This window comes from Brevibacillus parabrevis (assembly GCF_022701015.1).
GTDB lineage: Bacteria > Bacillota > Bacilli > Brevibacillales > Brevibacillaceae > Brevibacillus > Brevibacillus parabrevis.
The window spans coordinates 3,887,563-3,907,166 of record NZ_CP064090.1 but is presented as its reverse complement, the minus strand read 5'-3'; the positions used below and the strand labels follow the sequence as shown (position 1 = coordinate 3,907,166).

At 54.8% G+C, this 19,604-nt stretch carries 1 protein-coding gene; it reads right to left on the bottom strand.

Going from position 1 to position 19,604, the window contains the following annotated elements; all coding sequences use genetic code 11:
• Nucleotides 1–78: 78 nt before the first annotated feature.
• Nucleotides 79–19,539, bottom strand: coding sequence for a non-ribosomal peptide synthase/polyketide synthase (locus tag IRJ17_RS18015; protein ID WP_242771373.1), 19,461 nt, complete (start codon nt 19,537–19,539; stop codon nt 79–81).
• Between the last annotated feature and the right edge of the window lie 65 nt (nt 19,540–19,604).

The window sequence follows — 19,604 nt, the reverse complement described above, 5'->3', positions numbered from 1 at the left end:
TCCTCTCCAAGGATGTTAGGGATGGACTCCCCTCGGAACAGCTTTCTCCCAAGGGGAATCCCTTACACATTTGCCGTCTTATTTCAGGATGAACAGTTCTTGCAGGATGTTTTGCAAAATCGAAGCATTTTGCGACGCGTAATCGCCTGCCAGCATGCGCGAGTGGATTCCGTGCCCGCTGTACGTCAGCAGTCGTTGCGTTGCATTTGCCCAGGCTGATTCGTTCCACTTGGCTGCCACCGGAGCTTCCTCGTCTGCTTCCAGCTCGGATTGGATGAGGTGGATCGCGGCAGTCGTCATTCCGGTATTGACCAGATTGTTATGGAACATCACATAGCTGACCGTTTTGCGAACGAAGCTTTGCTTGACAAACTCATTGGCGGCGTACAGCTGGAAGTCTTCTTGCGTCATGTTGAACATCTCGGTGTTTTCGCCAATCTCGGCGAATAGCTGGGCAATGTCGTTTTCTGTTTCCGCGACAGTCCGCTCAATCGCCTTGTCTTTCCAGTACGAGTCGAACAAGATGATGTCGGTGACGCCATAGCCCCGCTCCTCCAGTTCTTTCGCCACTTCAAAAGCCAGATTGCCTCCCGAGGAGTAGCCCATGAGCGTGTACGGACCGCTTGGATCAATTGCGGTGATCGCCGCGATATACTGCTCCATCCGGTTGTCATCCTGGATGAAATCAAAGCTGTACAAAGAGACGCCTTGAATTTCCGCCGCAAGCTTCTGGTAGTACACGCTTTGGGCGCCGATCGGCGTGAAGCAAAATACGTTTCGCGCCGTCTCCTGATTTAACAAAATGGCTGTGCCGTATCTGCTCTCAAAGCGCTTATGCGTGATGAAATCGGCCACCTTTTCGATCGTCGGATACTGGAAGATGAGATTCAGCGGCAGCTCGATTTGCATGTACTCATACACTTTGGCAATCAGCAGCGTAGCTTTTAAGGAATGTCCTCCGAGTTCAAAGAACTGGTCGGTGATGCCGATTGGCTCTACTCCCAAAACTTCTTGCCAGATGGCTGCCAGTTGCTGTTCGGTCGCATTTCTCGGCGCTACGTATTCGCGCACGGTCGCATCGGACTGTTGCGGCTTCGGCAAAGCTTTGCGATCCACTTTTCCATTGGCGGAAAGCGGCAGCTGATCCAGCTCGACGAAATAGCTCGGAATCATGTAAGCAGGCAGCTCTTTGGCCAGATGGCTTCTCAAGCCGGATACGGATATGGCTGTTGCTGCGACAAAGTAGGCGCAAAGATAGGAACCAGCCGTAGCGTCATCGTCTCGCGCAACGACCACCGCTTGATCGATGCCCTGGTAAGCGAGTACGGCGCTCTCGATCTCGCCGATCTCGATGCGATACCCTCTCACCTTGACCTGTTCGTCAGCGCGGCCGATGTACTCGATCGTGCCATCCGTCCGCCATTTCACCAAGTCGCCTGTTTTGTACATGCGTTCGCCTGGTCGGAACGGATTTGCGACAAACTTCTCTGCGGTCAGCTCCGGTTTGTTCAGATAGCCTCTGGCAAGCCCGGCTCCGCCGATGCACAGCTCACCGGCCACGCCAATCGGCTGCAAGTGATGCTGCTCATCTACAATGTAGACTTGGACGTTCGCAAGCGGTCGGCCAATCGTGATCGCTTGCCCCGCTTCAATCGAGCGCGAGATGGTGGTGACGACGCTGTTTTCCGTCGGGCCGTACTCGTTGTTGATCTCGATTGCCGGATGCTTTTCTTTTGTTTTTTGCACAAGCTGTACAGGCAGCTTCTCGCCGCCCAGCGTGACGCAACGCAACTGATTGAAGTCGGTTGTCGTCGAGCAATCGAGAATGGCCTGGAACAGACTCGGTACGCCGTAGTAATGGGTGACTTCCGTTGCGGCCATCAGTTTTTTCAGCGCGACCGGGTCTTTGGCAGCTGCTTCTTGCGGCAACACGCACGTTGCCCCTCCGAGCAGCGGAGCGAACAAGCTGGCTACAAAACCGTCGAAGGCAAAGGAGAACACTTGCAACGCCTTGTCATTCGGCCCGAACCCGTATTCGTCTCTTCTCCACTGCAAGCAGTTCGCGATTCCTTGATGCGGGATCATGACACCCTTCGGCTTGCCGGTCGTACCGGATGTATAGATGACGTAGGCAAGGTCAGTCGGTTGGTTGACAGCTGGCAGGTTGGAGCCGCTCAGTCCGGCATCCAGTTCAGCGTTCAGATCAAGGCACTCCGGCAGCTCGCTTGACACCTGGGCCAACAGCGGCAACAGATGCGCCTGGCTGAGCAGCAGGGCTGCGTTGCTATCTTCGAGCAGGTACTGAATGCGCTCCTGCGGATAGCCGGGATCGACGGGAACATAAGCGCCGCCTGCCTTCAAAATACCGAGAATACCGATCACCATTTCCGGTGAGCGCTCCGCCATGATCGCTACCAGACGGTCCGGTCCGACTCCTTTTGCGCGCAGGACCCTTGCCAGTCTGTTTGCTCGCTCGTTCAGTTCGCTGTACGTCAGCGATTGCTCGCTAAAGAGAAGCGCTGCCTGATCCGGGGTTTTGTCGACCTGCTCTTCGAATAGCTGGTGCAGCGTTTTGTCCAGGGGATAGCTGACGGCTGTATCGTTGAACCCGGCCAAAATCTGCTGTTTTTCTTCTGGCAAAAGCATGTCGATCTCGCTCAGGCGAATGTGCGGATTTTGCACGATGCTCGCTGCAATCGCCAGGAAGTGGCGGCTGAACCGTTCCATCGTTTCCCGCGTAAACAAGCTTGTGCTGTACTCCACGCCAATCGTCATTTCTTCCCGCTCTTCCGTAGCGCTGAAAGTCAAGTCGAACTTGGCGTGCTGGCCTGTTTCGTCCGTCATAAACGGCGCAAGCGTGCATTCAGGCAGCGTCATGACCTCTTCCGTGCTGTTTTGGAACGTAAACACGGTGTCAAACAGCGGATTTCGGCTCAAATCGCGCGCGATCGCGAGCTTTTCCACCAGTTCTTCAAACGGGTAATCCTGATGGCCGTACGCATCCAGCGCATTTTGCTTGACTTCTTGCAAAAACTCGCTAAAAGTCTTTTCGCGCTGCGGTTTGTTTCGCATCGCCAACGTGTTCACGAACATGCCGACGATCGGTTCGAGATCGGCATGGGATCTGCCTGTAATCGGCGTGCCGACGATGATGTCCTCCTGCCCGGCATACTTGGCGAGCAGCACGTTGTACGCGGCGAGCAGAACCATGTACAAAGTCGTTCCCGTCGCCTGCGCCAACTGGTGCAAGCCTTCCGTGAGCGCTTTGCCCGCGCCGATCGTGTACTGATCCCCGGCAAAGCTTTGGGTGCTGGGGCGGGTGAAATCGGTCGGCAAGTTCAGCACAGGAATGTCATCGGCAAACGTTTGCAACCAGTACGCTTCCTGCTTGTGGAAGGCAGCCGACTGGGAAAACTCTTGTTGCCACACAGCAAAGTCCTTGTACTGGATACGCAGCTCCGGCAAAACGTCACCCTGGTACAGCTGCACCCACTCTGCCAAAAGAATGCCGGAGGATACGCCATCGGAAATGCTGTGATGCATGTCGGTAAAGAGCACGTAACGATCCTCGCCGATTTTCAGCAGCGACACGCGGATGAGTGGTGCGACCTCCAGATCGAACGGCTGCACGAGAGAAGAAACGAGTTCGCGCGCCTCCTGTTCTGTGACTTCCGAATAGGCAAGCGCAAACGGAACGTCCTCGTGAATGTTTTGCACAGGCTCTCCGTTGACGACGGCAAACGAAGTGCGCAGGCTTTCATGTCGCGCAATCAAGCGCTGGAACGCCGCTTCCACCCGTGTTCGCTCCAGCTTGCCTTCGATCAGCATAGTCGACGGCATGTTGTAGCTGATGCCGACTCCCTCAAATTGATCGAGGATGTACATGCGCTTTTGTGCCGAGGAAACCGGATAGTACGCTTGCTTTTGCACAGGCTCGATCGAGAAGACATTCCCTTTGGCTGTCTCTTCGATGAACGCCGCCAGTTCCTGAATCGTCGGTTTTTCGAACAAGATGCGCAGCGGGATGTCGACCTGGTATTCGTTGTGCATGCTGGAAATGACGCGCATGGCACGCAATGAGTGACCGCCGAGCGCGAAAAAGTCGTCTAGCGCACCCACTTGCGGAACATTCAGCACCTGCTCCCATACTTGGGCCAATCGGGCTTCCCAGACGGAGCGCGGCGCTACATACTCGGTCGTTCTCAGCATGGTGACATCCGGCGCTGGCAAGGAACGTCTGTCTACTTTGCCATTGGCAGTCAGCGGCAGCGCATCCAAGGCGACGAAATACGCTGGTATCATCGCTTGCGGCAGTTCCTTCAGCAAATTCGCCCGCAATTCTGCGGTGTCAAGCTTGTGGTCCGCCACGACGTATGCGCACAATTCCTTTTCCTGCCCGTGATCTTCTCTTGCGACCACGACTGCTTCCGTAATTCCGTCCAGCTTGCGCAGTTGTGTCTCGATCTCGCCCAGCTCGATGCGGACACCCCTGATTTTTACCTGGTGGTCATTGCGTCCGAGGAACTCGACATTGCCATCTGCGCGCCACTTCGCCAGATCACCTGTGCGGTACAATCGTTCACCTGGGGCGAACGGATTCGGCACGAACTTCTCTTCCGTCAGCTCAGGTCTGTTCAAATAACCGCGCGCAACCCCTGCTCCGCCGATGCACAATTCGCCTACGACGCCGACAGGCTGCAAATTCAAATGCGCATCGACCACGTACATCGTCATGTTCGGAAGCGGTTTGCCGATCGGCACCGTTCCCGAGCGGATGGCGGTGACGTCTGTTTCTTCGTAGTAGCTGGTGTCAATGCACGCCTCTGTCACGCCGTAGCTGTTGATAATGCGCATCTTCTGACCGAAGCGCGCGAGCAACGTTTTGAAGTCTTCCGCCGGGCAGCTGTCTGCTCCGAGAATCAGCAGCTTCATTTGGCTCATATCCAGTTCGTTTTCGTAAACGTAGTGCATCAACGGCATGATCAAGGCGGGTGTCGCTTCGAAAATGGTAATTTCGTGACGCCTGATGATCTCGTACAGCGAAGCTGGGTCCATTTTGACCTCATTCGGGCAGATGACCAGTTGCCCGCCTGTCAGCAGCGCCCTGGCAAAATCGCCCGTCGAGACGTCAAAGGCGAAGCTCGCCATTTGCAGCAAACGGACCGGGAAGCTGTCCAGGTGATATTCGTCTTTCCAGGCAAATGCGACATTGGCATAGCTGCGGTGCTCGATGACGACCCCTTTTGGCTTGCCCGTCGTACCGGATGTGTAGATGATGTAAGCGACGTTCTCCGGCTGCGCAACGTGCTCCAGATTGCCCGTCTCCTCCTGATCCACTGTCTCTGTATCCAGATAAAAGGTTTCATAAGGGAAGGCAACTTGACTGTTCATTTTTTGCAAGGTGAGCAGCAGCTTCGCCTCGCTGTCTTCGAGCATGAACGCTTGGCGCTCCAGCGGGTAGTCCGGATCAATCGGGACGAATGTTCCGCCTGCTTTCAACACGGCCAGCATGCCGATGACCATGTAGAGCGAGCGGTCTACGAGGATGCCGACGGTGCTCTCCGGCTTGACGCCTTTTCGCCGCAGGACGCGGGCGAGCTGGTTTGCTTTTGCATTCAACTCCTGATAGGTCAGCTGTTCATTGCCGAACAGAACGGCAATCTCGTTCGGTGTTTTTTCCACTTGCTCCTCGAACAGCTTCTGGAACGTTTTGTCCGTCGGATAGGCTGTTTTGGTTGCGAGGAAGCTGTGCAGCATGTGCTCCGTCTCTGCTTTGGACAACACGCTGATCCGGGCGAGCTCGATGTCGGGATCGGCTGTGATTGTTTGCAAAAGCTGAACGTAATGGGCGGCCAGTCGATCAACCGTTTCTTTTGCGAACAGCTTCGTGCAATAGCTGAATTGAACAAGAAGTCCATCCTGTTTTTCCATCGCATCCAGGGAAAGGTCGAATTTGGCGATGTGGCCGTTCACCGGATAAGGCGACACTTTCAGATCCGCTACTTCTCCTTCGGCTGATTCGGCAAGCCCCAGGCTGAACATCGTATCAAACAGCGGGTTTCTGCTCAGATCGCGCCGCACTTGCAGCTTCTCGACCAGATGCTCGAACGGATAGTCTTGATGCTCGAAGGCATGGAGCGCATTTTGCTTCACGTCTTCCAAAAAGGCGCGGAAGCTCAGGCTGCCAGCGGCCGTATTTTTCAAAGCGAGCGTGTTGACGAACATCCCGACAATGCGCTCGACATCTGCGTGCGAGCGGCCTGCGATCGGTGTGCCGACGACGATTTCTTCCTGTCCGGCGTACTTGGAGAGCAACACATGGTAGGCAGCCAGCAGCACCATGAACAAGGTCGTGCCAGTCTCGGCAGCGAGCTTGCGCAGTTGTTCCAGCAGGTGATGTCCGGTGCCAAGCGCGACCGTGTCACCGTCAAAGCTCTGCACAGAAGGTCTTGGATAATCATGGGGCAGATTCAGCAAAGGAATCTCCCCGGCAAACGTCCGGGTCCAAAAATCCTCCTGTTTTTGGAAGCGATCCGACTGAGCCAGCTTGGTCTGCCACACAGCAAAGTCTTTGTACTGGATGCGCAGGTCGGAAAGCTGTTTTCCTGCATACAAGCTGGCAATTTCCTCGACGATGACCGCAAGCGATACGCCATCGGAAATAATGTGGTGCATATCCATGAAGAACAAGTGCCGCTCTGCGCCAAGCTTGATCAGATTCACTCTGAACAACGGGGCTATCTCCAGATCAAACGGCTGGATTAGCTCCTGGATGAGCGATTCGCTCTGATCTTCTGTCGCCTCCAAAAGGCGGACAGGCAGCTCGACATCCGGATGTACTCGTTGCAGCGGTTCCCCGTTTACCGAATGGAACGAGGTGCGCAAAGATTCATGCCGTTTAACCAGGCTCTGGATGGCAGCAGCAAAGCGGTCATAATCGAGCTTGCCTTCCAGCACCAGCACACTCGGCACGTTGTAGCTGATCCCGCTTCCTTCGAACTGATGCAGGATGTACATTCGCTTTTGGGCAAACGACACGGGATAAAACGCGGCAGGCTCGACTGGCTGGATCGTCTCGAACTGCTCGAATGCGCTCTCGGCAATATGCGCAGCCAACTCATGGATCGTCGGAGTGGCAAACAGCGCTTTTAACGGCAGCTCCACCTGGAATGTTTTATGGACTTGCGTGATGACGTTCATCGCCTTCAAGGAATGACCGCCGATTTCAAAGAAGTTGTCGTGAATGCCGATTGCCGGAATGCCCAAAACTTCTTGCCAAATCTGTTGCAGCTTCGCTTCGGTATCATTTTGCGCAGCGACAAAGGCGCTTCCTGTCGTCCGCTCGCCGGATGGCTGCGGCAATGCCCGGCGGTCGACCTTTCCGTTCGCGGTCAACGGCAGCTTTTCCATTTGCACATAGTAAGCAGGGACCATGTAGCCAGGCAATTGTTTGGACATCGCTTCTCGCAGCTCTGCGGCGTCGACGGCCTGTTCTGGCACAAAGTAAGCGCAGAGAGCTTTTTGCCCGTTCGCCTCCTCGATCACGGCCACGACTGCTTCTTTTACTTGTGCCTGCTGGGACAAGACCGTCTCGATTTCCCCAAGCTCGATCCGGTATCCCCTGATTTTGACCTGCTGGTCGATTCGGCCCAAATACTCAATCGTCCCATCCGGCAGCCATCTCGCCAAATCTCCGGTGCGATACATCGTTTCGCCAGGCGCAAACGGATTGGGCACAAACTTTTCGGCGGTTAATTCCGGCTTGTTCACATAGCCTCTTGCGACACCGTCACCACCGACGCACAGTTCACCCGGTACGCCGATCGGCTGCGGCTGATTGTTGCCGTCGACGATATACGCGGTGGAGTTTGCAATCGGCTTGCCGATCGGAATCTGCTCTTCAAAATGCTGCTCAATCAAATAGCACGTCGAGAAGGTCGTGTTTTCGGTCGGGCCGTATCCGTTCCAGATTTCCAGGTCAGGAAGGGCACTTTTTACCCGGTTGATGTGCTTCGGCGACAACGCTTCGCCACCGACGATCAAGGCGCGCAAGCTGTCAAACATCGCCGGATTGTCTTGCGAAAGCTGGTTGAAGAGCGGCGAGGTCAGCCACATGGTCGTAATCTGATTCGTCCGCAGGAAGCTGCCCAGCTTTTCGGCATCCAGCAAGACGTCCTTGCTCACCAAATACAGGCTGGCCCCGTGCAGCAACGCGCCGAAAATCTCAAATGTCATGGCGTCGAAGCCAATCGCGCCGGTTTGAATCATCCGGTCGCTCTCGCGCACTTGCACGTAATTCGTATGCGTAACCAAGCGGGTGACGTTGCGATGCTCGACCATGACTCCTTTTGGCTTGCCTGTAGAGCCTGAGGTGTACATCACATAAGCCAGGTCACTCGCACCGTTGACAATCGCCGGATTGCCGCAATCTTCCCGGTGCAGGCTCTCCTCTTCCAAAACAATTGGCATCAGCCCTTCGCCGACGAGCGGCAGCAAGTGCTTTTGCACGAGGACAACTTTCACGCCGCCATCTTCCAGCATGTAAGCTAGGCGTTCGGACGGATGCTCCGGGTCCAGGCCCAGGTAGGCGCCGCCCGCTTTGAGAATCCCCATGATGCCTGTAATCATTTCCAGCGAACGATCTGCGAGCAGACCGACGATGCTCTCTTTCCCGACTCCGTTTTGACGAAGGACATGGGCGAGCTGATTCGCTTTTTCGTTCAGCTCCCGATACGTCAGCATCTGTCCGTCCATCACGACCGCTGCATGCTCCGGAGTTTTTGCTGCCTGCTGCTCGAACAGCTCCTGAATCGTCCGATCGCGCGGATACGCGGCAAACGTGTTGTTGAAATCAACGGTCACAATTCGGCGCTCTTCCTCGCTGAGCAGGCTGATCTCGCGCAAGGCAGTTGCTTGGTCGGCAACGACTTGGCGCAGCACTTGCAGGAAGTGACCCGCCATTCTTTCGATTGATTCTCGCTGGAACAATTTGATCGAGTAGACGAGCGCAAAATGAATGCCTGTCTCGTCCTCGTGCGCTTCCAGCGTGAGATCGAATTTGGCGTTGCCTGCTTGTGCCGGATATGCCTCCAGTTTCAGCCCATCCAGCTCGTAAGCTTTTTGGTCCAGGTTTTGCAAAATAAACATGGTGTCAAACAGCGGATTGCGGCTGAGATCCCGCTGGATGTCCAGCTTTTCGACCAGTGCTTCGAACGGATAATCTTGATGGGCGTATGCTTGCAGCGTATTTTGCTTGACCTCTTCCAAAAATGCCTGGAAGTGTTTCATCTCGGCCGGATAGTTGCGCAAAGCGAGCGTGTTGACAAACATCCCCAGAACGTTCTCGATATCGGCGTGCGATCTGCCCGCAATCGGTGTGCCGACGACGATGTCTTCCTGTCCGCTGTACTTGGCAAGCAGCACATTGTAAGCCGCCAGCAATACCATGAACAACGTCGATTGGCTCTCCTGGGCGAGCTTGTGAAGATCGTCCAGCAACGCTTTGTCTGCCTGGAACGAAACGCAATCTCCTTCAAAGCTCTGTGTCAGCGGACGAGAAAAATCGGCTGGCAAGTTAAGCACCGGAATGTCGCCAGAAAACGCGTTCAGCCAGTAGTTTTCATGCTCGGTATAGACGTCGCTCTGGAACAGTTCAGACTGCCAGACGGCGAAATCTTTGTAATGGACGGAAAGCGCAGGCAGTTCTTCGCCTCGATACAGCTTCGAGAACTCTTCCATAATGATTCCGGCCGAGACGCCATCCGAGATGATGTGATGCATATCCAGCAGGAACAGATGCCGTTTCGCTGCCAGCTTGAAAAGTCCGACCCGCAATAGCGGAGCTTTTGTCAGATCAAATGCTTGCACGAACGACTCGACGGTTGGCTCCACTTGCGCTTCCGTCACTTCCGCGTACTGCACATTCAGCTCGACATGCTCGTGTACGCGCTGGACAGGCTCGCCATTTACGGTGTGGAAGGATGTGCGCAGCGATTCGTGCCGCTCGACCAATCCGTGGATGGCGGCTTCAAAACGCTTCCGATCCAGATCGCCTTCGATATACAACGCGCTCGGCATGTTATAAACCGTGCCTGTGTCCGCAAACTGGCGCAGGACATACATCCGCTTTTGCGCAGATGAAACAGGATAATACTCTTGCAACGGTGCAGGCTCGATCGGCACATATGTCTCTTTTCCGCTCGTGGCGACATACTGGGCCAACGCCTTGATCGTAGGTTGCGCGAACAGCACTTTCAGCGGAAGCTCAACCTGATACTCGCGATGTACCTGTGCAGCGACAGCCATCGCTTTCAAGGAATGTCCGCCGATCTGGAAAAAGTTGTCGAGAATGCCGATGCCGCTAACCCCGAGCACGCGTTCCCAAATCTCTGCCAGCTTGCTTTCCACCGCATTTGTCGGCGCGACATATTGCGCTTCGGTTACGGGCTTGCCTTCTGGCTTCGGCAAGGCTTTCTTGTCGACTTTGCCGTTTGGCGTAAGCGGAAGCTGATCGAGCTGCACAAAATGCGCAGGAATCATGTACGACGGAAGTCGCTTCGACAGATGCGACCACAGCTTCGTGACATCAAGCTGTTCGTCGGCGGTAAAATACGCTGCCAGAGCCGACTGGCCAAGCTGATCCTCATAGACGACCACAACAGCCGCTGTCAGCTTTTCCGCAGCCAGCAGAGCCGACTCGATCTCGCCGATTTCAATTCGGTAGCCTCGGACTTTGACCTGTTCGTCGATGCGCCCAATGTATTCAATCGTTCCGTCCGGGAGCCACTTGCCAAGATCGCCCGTCTTGTACATGCGCTCGCCTGCCGCAAACGGATGGGAAACAAACTTCTCTTCCGTGAGCGCTGGCTTGTTCCAATAACCTCGTGCCAAGCCGCGGCCGCCGATGCAAATCTCCCCGACCACGCCGATTGGCTGTAGCTGGTGATATTGGTTCACGATGTACAGGCTGGTGTTGGCAATCGGCCGCCCGATGGTGATGGCAGCATCCGGACCCGCAAGGCGCTGCCAGGTGGCGACGACACTGCTTTCTGTCGGGCCGTACTCGTTGACGATGACCAGATCGGGATTCAGCTGCTTGCATTTTTCAACAAGCTGCGCCGTAATTTTTTCTCCGCCGAGTGTGACGGTTTGCAGCGGACGGATATCCGCTGGCGTGCTGCATTCCAGAATGGCCTGGAACAAGCTCGGCACGCCTGTCATCAAGGTGCAGCGCGAAGCGGCGATGAGCTTTTTCAAAGAGACTGGGTCCTTGGCTTCTTCATCCTCCGCCAGTACGACAGTTGCCCCGGAAAGCACAGGCGTAAAGAAGGACAGAACGAAAGCGTCAAAGGCAAAGGACAGAGACAGCAAGCTTCTGTCGCCAACCTTCATTTGGTACTCCGCTTTCTTCCACAGCACGTTGTTGACGATGCCCCGGTGCTCGACCATGACCCCTTTTGGCTTGCCAGTCGTACCCGATGTGTAGATGATGTAAGCCAGATCGGAAGCGGTATTGATCGGCTGCAAATTCGAGCGGTGCACACCATAGTTGCTCTCGTCGTCGAGATACAGGCATTCCGCGGTCACGCTGGAACCAAGCTTCGCTCCCAGATGCTTTTGCGTCAGCACCAGGCGGGCTTGGCAATCCGTCAGCATGTAGGCGACACGCTCCTCCGGATATTCCGGGTCGATCGGCACGTAAGCTCCGCCTGCTTTCAAGATGGCGAGGATGCCGACGACCATCTCCACAGAGCGGTTCGCCATAATCCCTACAGGTTGGTCAGGCTGTACTCCCCGCTCCCGCAGCGTAGCGGCAAGCTGGTTGGCTCGCTCATTCAGCTCCTGATAGGACAGGGGCTGCCCGCTGATTTCCACGGCTGTTGCCTGCGGCGACTTTTCCGCTTGTTCTTCAAAAAGCGCCTGAAGCGTTTTGTTTTGCGGAAAATCTTTGTGCGCACCGTTGAAGTCGACCAGCAAGCGCTGCTTTTCCGCCTCTGTGAGCATGGTGATCTCGGACAACGGCATTTCCGGTTCCGCAATGACCGCCCGCAAGATTTGGATAAAATGGGTCGCTATTTTTTCGATCGTCTCGCGCGAAAACAGCTTGGTGCTGTAATCCAGGCTAAAGATGATTTCCGCGTTTTCTTCGTACGCCTCCAGCGACAGGTCAAACTTGGCCTGTTTCACCTCTGCCGAATAAGGAGTAATCGTCAATTGCTCCATTTCGAACGGCTTTTGCTCCATGTTTTGCAAAATGAAAACCGTGTCAAACAAAGGGTTGCGGCTCAAATCCCGTTGCATGTCCAGCTTGTCGACGAGTTCATCGAGCGGATAATCTTGATGCTCAAACGCTCCCAGCGTGTTGGTTTTCACTTCGGCCAAAAAGTCGCGGAAAGTTTTGCTCCCGGCTGGCTCGTTGCGCAAGGCCAGTGTGTTGACAAACATTCCGACGATGGACTCCGTTTCGGCATGGGACCTGCCAGCCGTAGGAGCGCCGACGATGATGTCCTCTTGCCTGGAGTATTTGGACAGGAGCACGTTGTAGGCGGCCAACAGAACCATGTAGAGCGTCGTGCCTGTCTCTTGGGCGAGCTGATGCAATTGTTTTGGCAAAGCAGTGCCGGAGCCAAAGGCGAAGCGATCTCCGGCAAAGCTTTTCACAGACGGTCTTGGATAATCCGTCGGCAGATTGAGCACGGGGATTTCTCCCGTAAAGGTGTTGAGCCAGTAGGCTTCCTGCTCGGCAAATTCCTCGGTCTGGAACCAGTCCTGCTGCCACTTGGCAAAATCTTTGTACTGAATGCGCAGCTCTGGCAGCTCTTCCCCGTGATAGAGCTGGGCAAATTCCTCGATGAGCAGGCCGATGGAGACGCCATCGACGACAATATGGTGCAAATCGAGCATGAACAGGTGGCGTTCCGGCGCCAGCTTGATGAGTCCGGCACGCAACAGCGGGGCTGTTCCCAGATCGAACGGCTGGATAAACTGCTCGGCTATTTGCCGGGTCTCTGCTTCGGTCGCTTCGCCAAACGAGATGGCCAGATCGACATCGTCATGCACACGCTGAACCGTCTCGCCTTGCACGGAGTGGAACGAGGTGCGCAACGATTCGTGGCGTTGCACCAAACTTTTCAGCGCCTGTTGCAGCCGCTCTGTATCCAGCTTGCCGTCGAGATACATGAAGCCTGGCATGTTGTAGCTGATGCCTGCTCCTTCCATTTGCTGCAGAATGAACATTCGCTTCTGTGCCGCGGAAACCGGGTAATACTCCTGCTTTTCGACAGGGGGGATCGCTGTGTACGTGCCTTTGCGGGCAGCCGCAACAAGTGGGGCCAGGCCCGCGATCGTTGGCGATTCAAACAGGACTTTCAACGGTACGTCCACCTGGAAGCTGCGCTGGAGCAAAGAAATGACGTGCATCGCTTTCAAAGAATGTCCGCCCAGTTCAAAGAAATGATCGTGAACCCCGATCGGCTCGACTCCAAGCACACTTTCCCATATCGCTGCGAGCTTGGCTTCCCATTCGTTGCGCGGCGCCACATACACGGCAGCAGAGGCGGCGGCATCCTCCGGTTGAGGCAATGCCTTGCGATCCACTTTGCCGTTCGCTGAAAGCGGCAGCTGCTCCAAGAAAACAAAAGCGGACGGAACCATGTAGGCTGGCAAGGTGGCAGACAGGTACGTTCTCAGCTCCGCTGTCTGGATGTCCTGCTCCGCTACGACATAGGCGTACAGGCTGTTTTGCCCTTTGCCATCCTGGCGGGCCATGACGACGACCGCTTTGACCGCTTCATGCTGCAAAAGCGTGGCTTCGATTTCCCCCAGCTCGATGCGGTGACCTCTGATTTTGACTTGATGGTCGATGCGTCCCAAATACTCGATATGGCCATCGGGCAAATAGCGGACCATGTCTCCGGTACGGTACATGGTGCCGCCCGGCTCAAACGGGTTGTCGACAAAACTTGCTTTCGTCAGCTCCTCGCGCTGCCAATAGCCGCGGGCCAAACCGTCTCCGGCAATGCACAGCTCTCCCGCTACGCCTACTGGCTGAAGCTGGTTGCTGGCATTGACGACATACAGCCGGACGTTGTCGATCGGTTTGCCGATCGGAATTGCGCTGTATTCCTGCTGGCGCGGGCAAGGCCAATAAGTCGCATCGATGGTTGTCTCTGTAGGGCCGTACAAGTTGATCAACTGAGCTTGCTGTGTCTCGTAAAAACGCGAGACGAGGGCAGGCGTCAATGCTTCCCCGCCGCAGAACACTCGCTGCAAGCTCGTGCATGCGCTCCAGCCCGGGTCGGTCATGACCAGATCCAGCAAGGACGGAACCATCTGCAAGGTCGTGATTTTCTCATCTCGAATGAGACGAGTCATGTAGGCGATGTCGCGATGCCCGTCCGGCTTTGCCAACACCAGTTGTCCTCCGGTGATGAGCGGCAAATAAAACTCCCATACGGAAGCGTCGAAGCTGAACGGCGTTTTTTGCAGGACAGCATCCTCGGTCGTCAGCGGGAACGTCTCTCTCATCCACAACATGTGATTGCAAATCGCCTGATGGGAGATCATGACGCCTTTCGGATTGCCCGTCGATCCCGATGTGTAGATCACATAGGCCAAGTCGTCTTTGCCAGCGACGTTGTCCAGGTTCGTGTCGGCTCCGGTGTAAATCGCTTCCTCGTCTACGTCGATGATCTCCCCTTGATAAGCAGCCAGCTCCTGCAAATGACGCTGCGTCAGCAAAATCGGCGCCTGGCTGTCGCTGAGCATGTACTGGATTCGTTCTGGCGGATAGCTTGGGTCGATTGGCGTGTACGCGCCGCCTGCTTTGAGCACAGCCAGCATCCCGACGACCATGCCTGGCGAACGGTCCACCATAATGCCGATCAACGTATCTGGTCCGGTTCCGTGACTGCGCAGCAAACGGGCCAGCTGGTTCGCCCTGGCGTTCAGCTCGCGATAGGTCAAGGCATATTCTTCGTACACGACGGCCACTTCATCAGGCGTGCGTGCTGCTTGCTCCTCCACTAATTGATGCAAGGCGGTCGCGGCAGTCCGCTCGACAAACGTATCGTTCACGTTCAGAAGGAGTGTGCGTTTTTCCGCTTCCGTCATCATGTCGATGTCCGCGAGGCTTGCCGTTGGCTGCTCACTGATCCAGCGCAAAATTTCCAGGTAATGCCGGGCCATTCGCTCGACCGTTTCTTTCTTGAACAGCTTGGTTGCGAATGTGAGCTGGAACTGAATGTCCGCTGGCGATTCGCTTGCGTTCAAAGCGAGATCGAACTTGGAAATTTTGTTGAACAGCTCATAGGGCGACGCTGTCAGCTCGGCGATGGCAAGCGACTGCTGGTTCGCGTTTTCCAAAGAAAACAACGTGTCAAACAACGGATTTCGGCTAATATCCCGCTGAATCGCCAGTTTTTCCACAAGTTCTTCAAATGGATAATCTTGATGGTCATAGGCTGCAAGCGCGTTTTGCTTCACTTCCTGCAAAAATTGCGCAAACGTTTTGCTGCTGGCAGGCTGGTTGCGCAGCGCCAATGTGTTCACGAATATGCCCATGATGTTTTCCACGTCCGCATGGGAACGTCCAGCGACAGGCGTCCCGACGATGATGTCTTCCTGGCCGGTATACTTGGACAGCAGCACATTGTAGGCGGCAAGCAAAATCATGTACAAGGTGGTGCCTGTTTCTGACGCTACCTGTTGCAACCGCTCCAGCAGTTCTTTTCCGGCGGCAAAAAGGACGAGATCGCCTGCAAAACTTTGCACGCTAGGGCGCGGATAGTCAGTCGGCAGGTTCAAGAGCGGAATTTCATCAGCAAACGTGTTCAGCCAGTGCTGCTCCTGCTTCTTGTATGCCTCCGTCTGAAACAGCTCATTTTGCCAAGCAGCAAAATCTTTGTATTGCAGCGAAAGCGGCTGCAAGTCTGCTCCCTGGTACAACTCGGCAAATTCACGCAGCAAAATTTGCGAAGAAACGCCGTCCGAGATGATATGGTGCATGTCGAGCAAAAACAAATGGCGGTCTTTGCCCAGCTTGAGCAAACCTGTTCGCATCAGCGGAGCGACCCCGAGATCAAACGGACGGACAAACTCGCGCATGATTTTCTCCGCCTGGTCTTCGGGAGCCTCCAGCATGAAAAGCGGCACTTCTACTTCCTCGTGCACTTTTTGCACAGGCTCGCCGTCGATCCGGTGGAACGAGGTGCGCAAAGCTTCGTGGCGCTCTGCCAGCTGTTGCACAGCGCTGGCAAACCGGGCGTAGTCCAGCTTTCCTTCGAGGAGAATCGCACCCGAAATGTTGTAGCTGATTCCGTTGCCTTCGAACTGTTGCAGGATATACATTCTTTTTTGCGCAGATGAAACCGGGTAAAACTCCTGCGCTGCCACGGGTTGAATCGCGGTGTACTCGGTTTTTTCCGACCGCGAAAGGAAGCGGGCCAGCTCCGCTACGGTTGGATGTTCGAACAAGGCCTTTACGGGCAATTCCACTTCCAGCGCTTTCGAGACTTGGAAAACGACAGTCATCGCCTTCAACGAGTGTCCGCCCAAGTCAAAGAAATCGTCGTGAATCCCTACCTGGCTTATGCCCAGCACTTGCTGCCATATCTCGGCCAGCTTTGCCTCGATTTCATTTTGCGGAGCTGCATACGCCGTGCCTGTGACGACTGCGCCAGCTGGCTTCGGCAATTTTTTTCGCTCTACTTTTCCGTTCGCGGTCAGCGGAATTTCCGCCAAGCGAATAAAGAAGGAAGGAATCATATAGGAAGGCAGCGTACGCCCCAAAAATTCTCTCAGCTCAGCTACCGTCAGTTCCCGCTCGGAAACAAGGTACGCGTACAGCACGTTTTGGCCGCTCTCATCCTTTTCCACGATCACGACCGCTTCCTTGACCGCCTCATGCTGCGTCAGACGCGTTTCGATTTCGCCCATCTCGATCCGATGGCCGCGAATCTTCACTTGATAGTCCATTCTGCCTGCATACTCCATGTTTCCATCAGGCAGCCATTTTGCCAGGTCGCCTGTTCGATACATTTTGGTTCCCGGACGGAACGGGTTGTCGATAAACTTTTCCTTCGTCAGCTCCGGTCTGTTGAAATACCCTTTGGCTACGCCGTCTCCGGCTATGTACATTTCGCCAAGCGAGCCGACGGGCACCGGCTGCATGGAAGCATCGAGCAAATAAAGCTGGACGTTGTCTGCCGGGACACCGATTGGCACCGACTCCTGGGTCGTTGTTTGCGGGTCATACAAGTAAATCATGCAACCGACAACGGTTTCGGTCGGTCCGTACTCGTTGAAAATTTGCACGTTCTCTCCGAAATGGTCGTAAATTTGCTTCGCCAGCTTTGTCGGCAAGTTCTCGCCGCCGACGATGAACCGCCTGATGCTGCTGGCCTTGCCGTCGATGTGTTCAATCAGCTTCAGGTGTGTCGGCGTCAGCTTGATGATCCCGACTTTGTTATCTTTGATGATGTCCAAAATGACCTGTACCTTGTCTGCCCCTCTGTACACATGAATCGTGTTGCCGGACAGAAGCGGCGTGAAGATCGAGGTGACGGTCAAATCGAACGAAATAGATGAGTACAGCGGAAAGTCCACCGCTTCGCCTTGGACGTACACCTTGTTGGCCCACCAGATGTAATTGACCAGGCCTTGATGAGTAATCATCGCCCCTTTTGGATTGCCGGTAGAACCGGAAGTGTAGATCATGTACGCCAAATCATCAGGCTTGCTCTCGGGTGCGAAGGATGTGCTGCCGCCTTCGTACAAGGAACGATCGTCCAAATAAAGCACGCTGCCTGCAAACTGGATGTTTGGTTGCAGATGCGACTGGGTTAACAGCAGCGTGGTCTGGCTGTCATCGAGCAAATACTGGATGCGATCTTGCGGGTACTCGGGATCAATCGGCAAGTAGGCAGCACCTGACCGCAAGACAGCCATGATCGCCACGATCAGCTCCAGTGAATGTTCCGCCATAATCGAGACGATGCTGCCGCTGGCGATTCCTTTTTCGCGCAAAGCATTGGCAAGCTGGGCAGAACGCTCCATCAGCTCCTGATAGGTCAGGGTGTCCTCGCCGCAAACAACTGCTGCTTTCGCTGGTGTCCGGCTCGCTTGTTCCGCGATCAGCTCGAAAATCGTTTTGTCCCGCGGATATTCAGCAGCCGTGTCGTTGTAGGCGACGAGCAGTTGCTGCTTTTCCTCTTCGGTGATGATGCCGATCTCGTGCAGGTGTACATGCGGATTGCCGATCACCTGGTCGATGACGGTGCGGAGATGCCCTTCGATTCTGTTTACGAATGACGATTCATACACCGCGGCATTGTAGCTTAGCTTCACGTACAGCTCGTTCGAGGGAGCGAGGGCGACGACCACGTTCAAATCATAGGAGGTCTGCTCATCTCCGCTTTCTACGGTGAATTGAAACCCTAATGATTCTTCCAGATGCTTCATCGAATGATCGGGGTAATTTTCAAACGTGACCAAATGATCGATCAATTCCTGTTTCAGCACTGTTGTGCTCTGAATTTCGTACAGCGGCGCGAAATCGTAGGTGGCAGACGCCAGGGCTTGCTTTTGCACGGTTTGCAGCAGCTCGCTGAACGTCTGTTGTTTGTTCGTCTGGACGCGGGTCGGAATCGTGTTGATGAACAAGCCGACCATGCTCTCAATTCCTTGGATTTGCGGCGGGCGGCCTGATACGACCGAGCCGAAAACGACATCGTCCGCATTTTTGTATGTGCTGGCCAAAATGCCCCAAAGAGCTTGAAACACGCTGCTCATCGTCGCCTGATTTTGGTTCGCGATCTGGATCAGCTGCTGCGTCTTCTCGGGAGCGATCGTGAACATCGCCTCGACATGTTCATAGCGGCTTGCTTCCGTTCCAAGCTTCTTTTTCGGAAAAGCAGCCTGATGGTCATACCCTGCCAGGTAGTTTTGCCAATAAGCGAGGGCCTCGTCCTTGTTTTGCTTATCCAGCCACTTGATATATTCGCTGTACGGCTTCGTCGCTTCCCGCGGAATCGGCTCGCCTTTTCGCAGCGCTGCGTAATAGGTCAGCAGCTTATGCAGCAAGACGCCCAATGTCCAACCGTCCACGATAATATGATGGAAGGCCCAAACCAATCGGTACTTGTTCTCGGCCGTTTGAAAAATGGCTGCTTTCATCAAGTTGTCTTTTGTCAGGTCGAATGTATGATGTTGCTTCGTGTACGCTTGTATGTACGCGTCCTGCTCTGCGCTTGGCAAATGCGCGATGTTTTCGCAAGGAACGGTCACTTTTCTTTCCTTGAACACGACTTGGCGAGGTCGCTGCATGTTTTGGTATACAAAAGCCGTGCGCAATACTTCGTAGTTTTCCACGAGCTTGTTCAGACTCTGCTCAAAAAGCGGCAGGTGAAAATCGCCCTCGATCGTTGCAGACATCTGGAGGCAATAGGCGCTGCTGCCCGTGTCCGTGACAGCGTGAAACAACATACCCTCTTGCAATGGGGTTAGCGGGTAAATTTTTGCGATGTTTTCCTGCTTTTTCATTTGGCACCTCAACTCTGTGATTTATCGGTTCAAAGAGGGTTCCTCCAATAAAAGCGCCGCGTGCC

Coding starts and splice junctions, on each gene's coding strand:
- IRJ17_RS18015 (WP_242771373.1), bottom strand. CDS start 19,539: ATGAAAAAGCAGGAAAACATCGCAAAAATTTACCCGCTAACCCCATTG.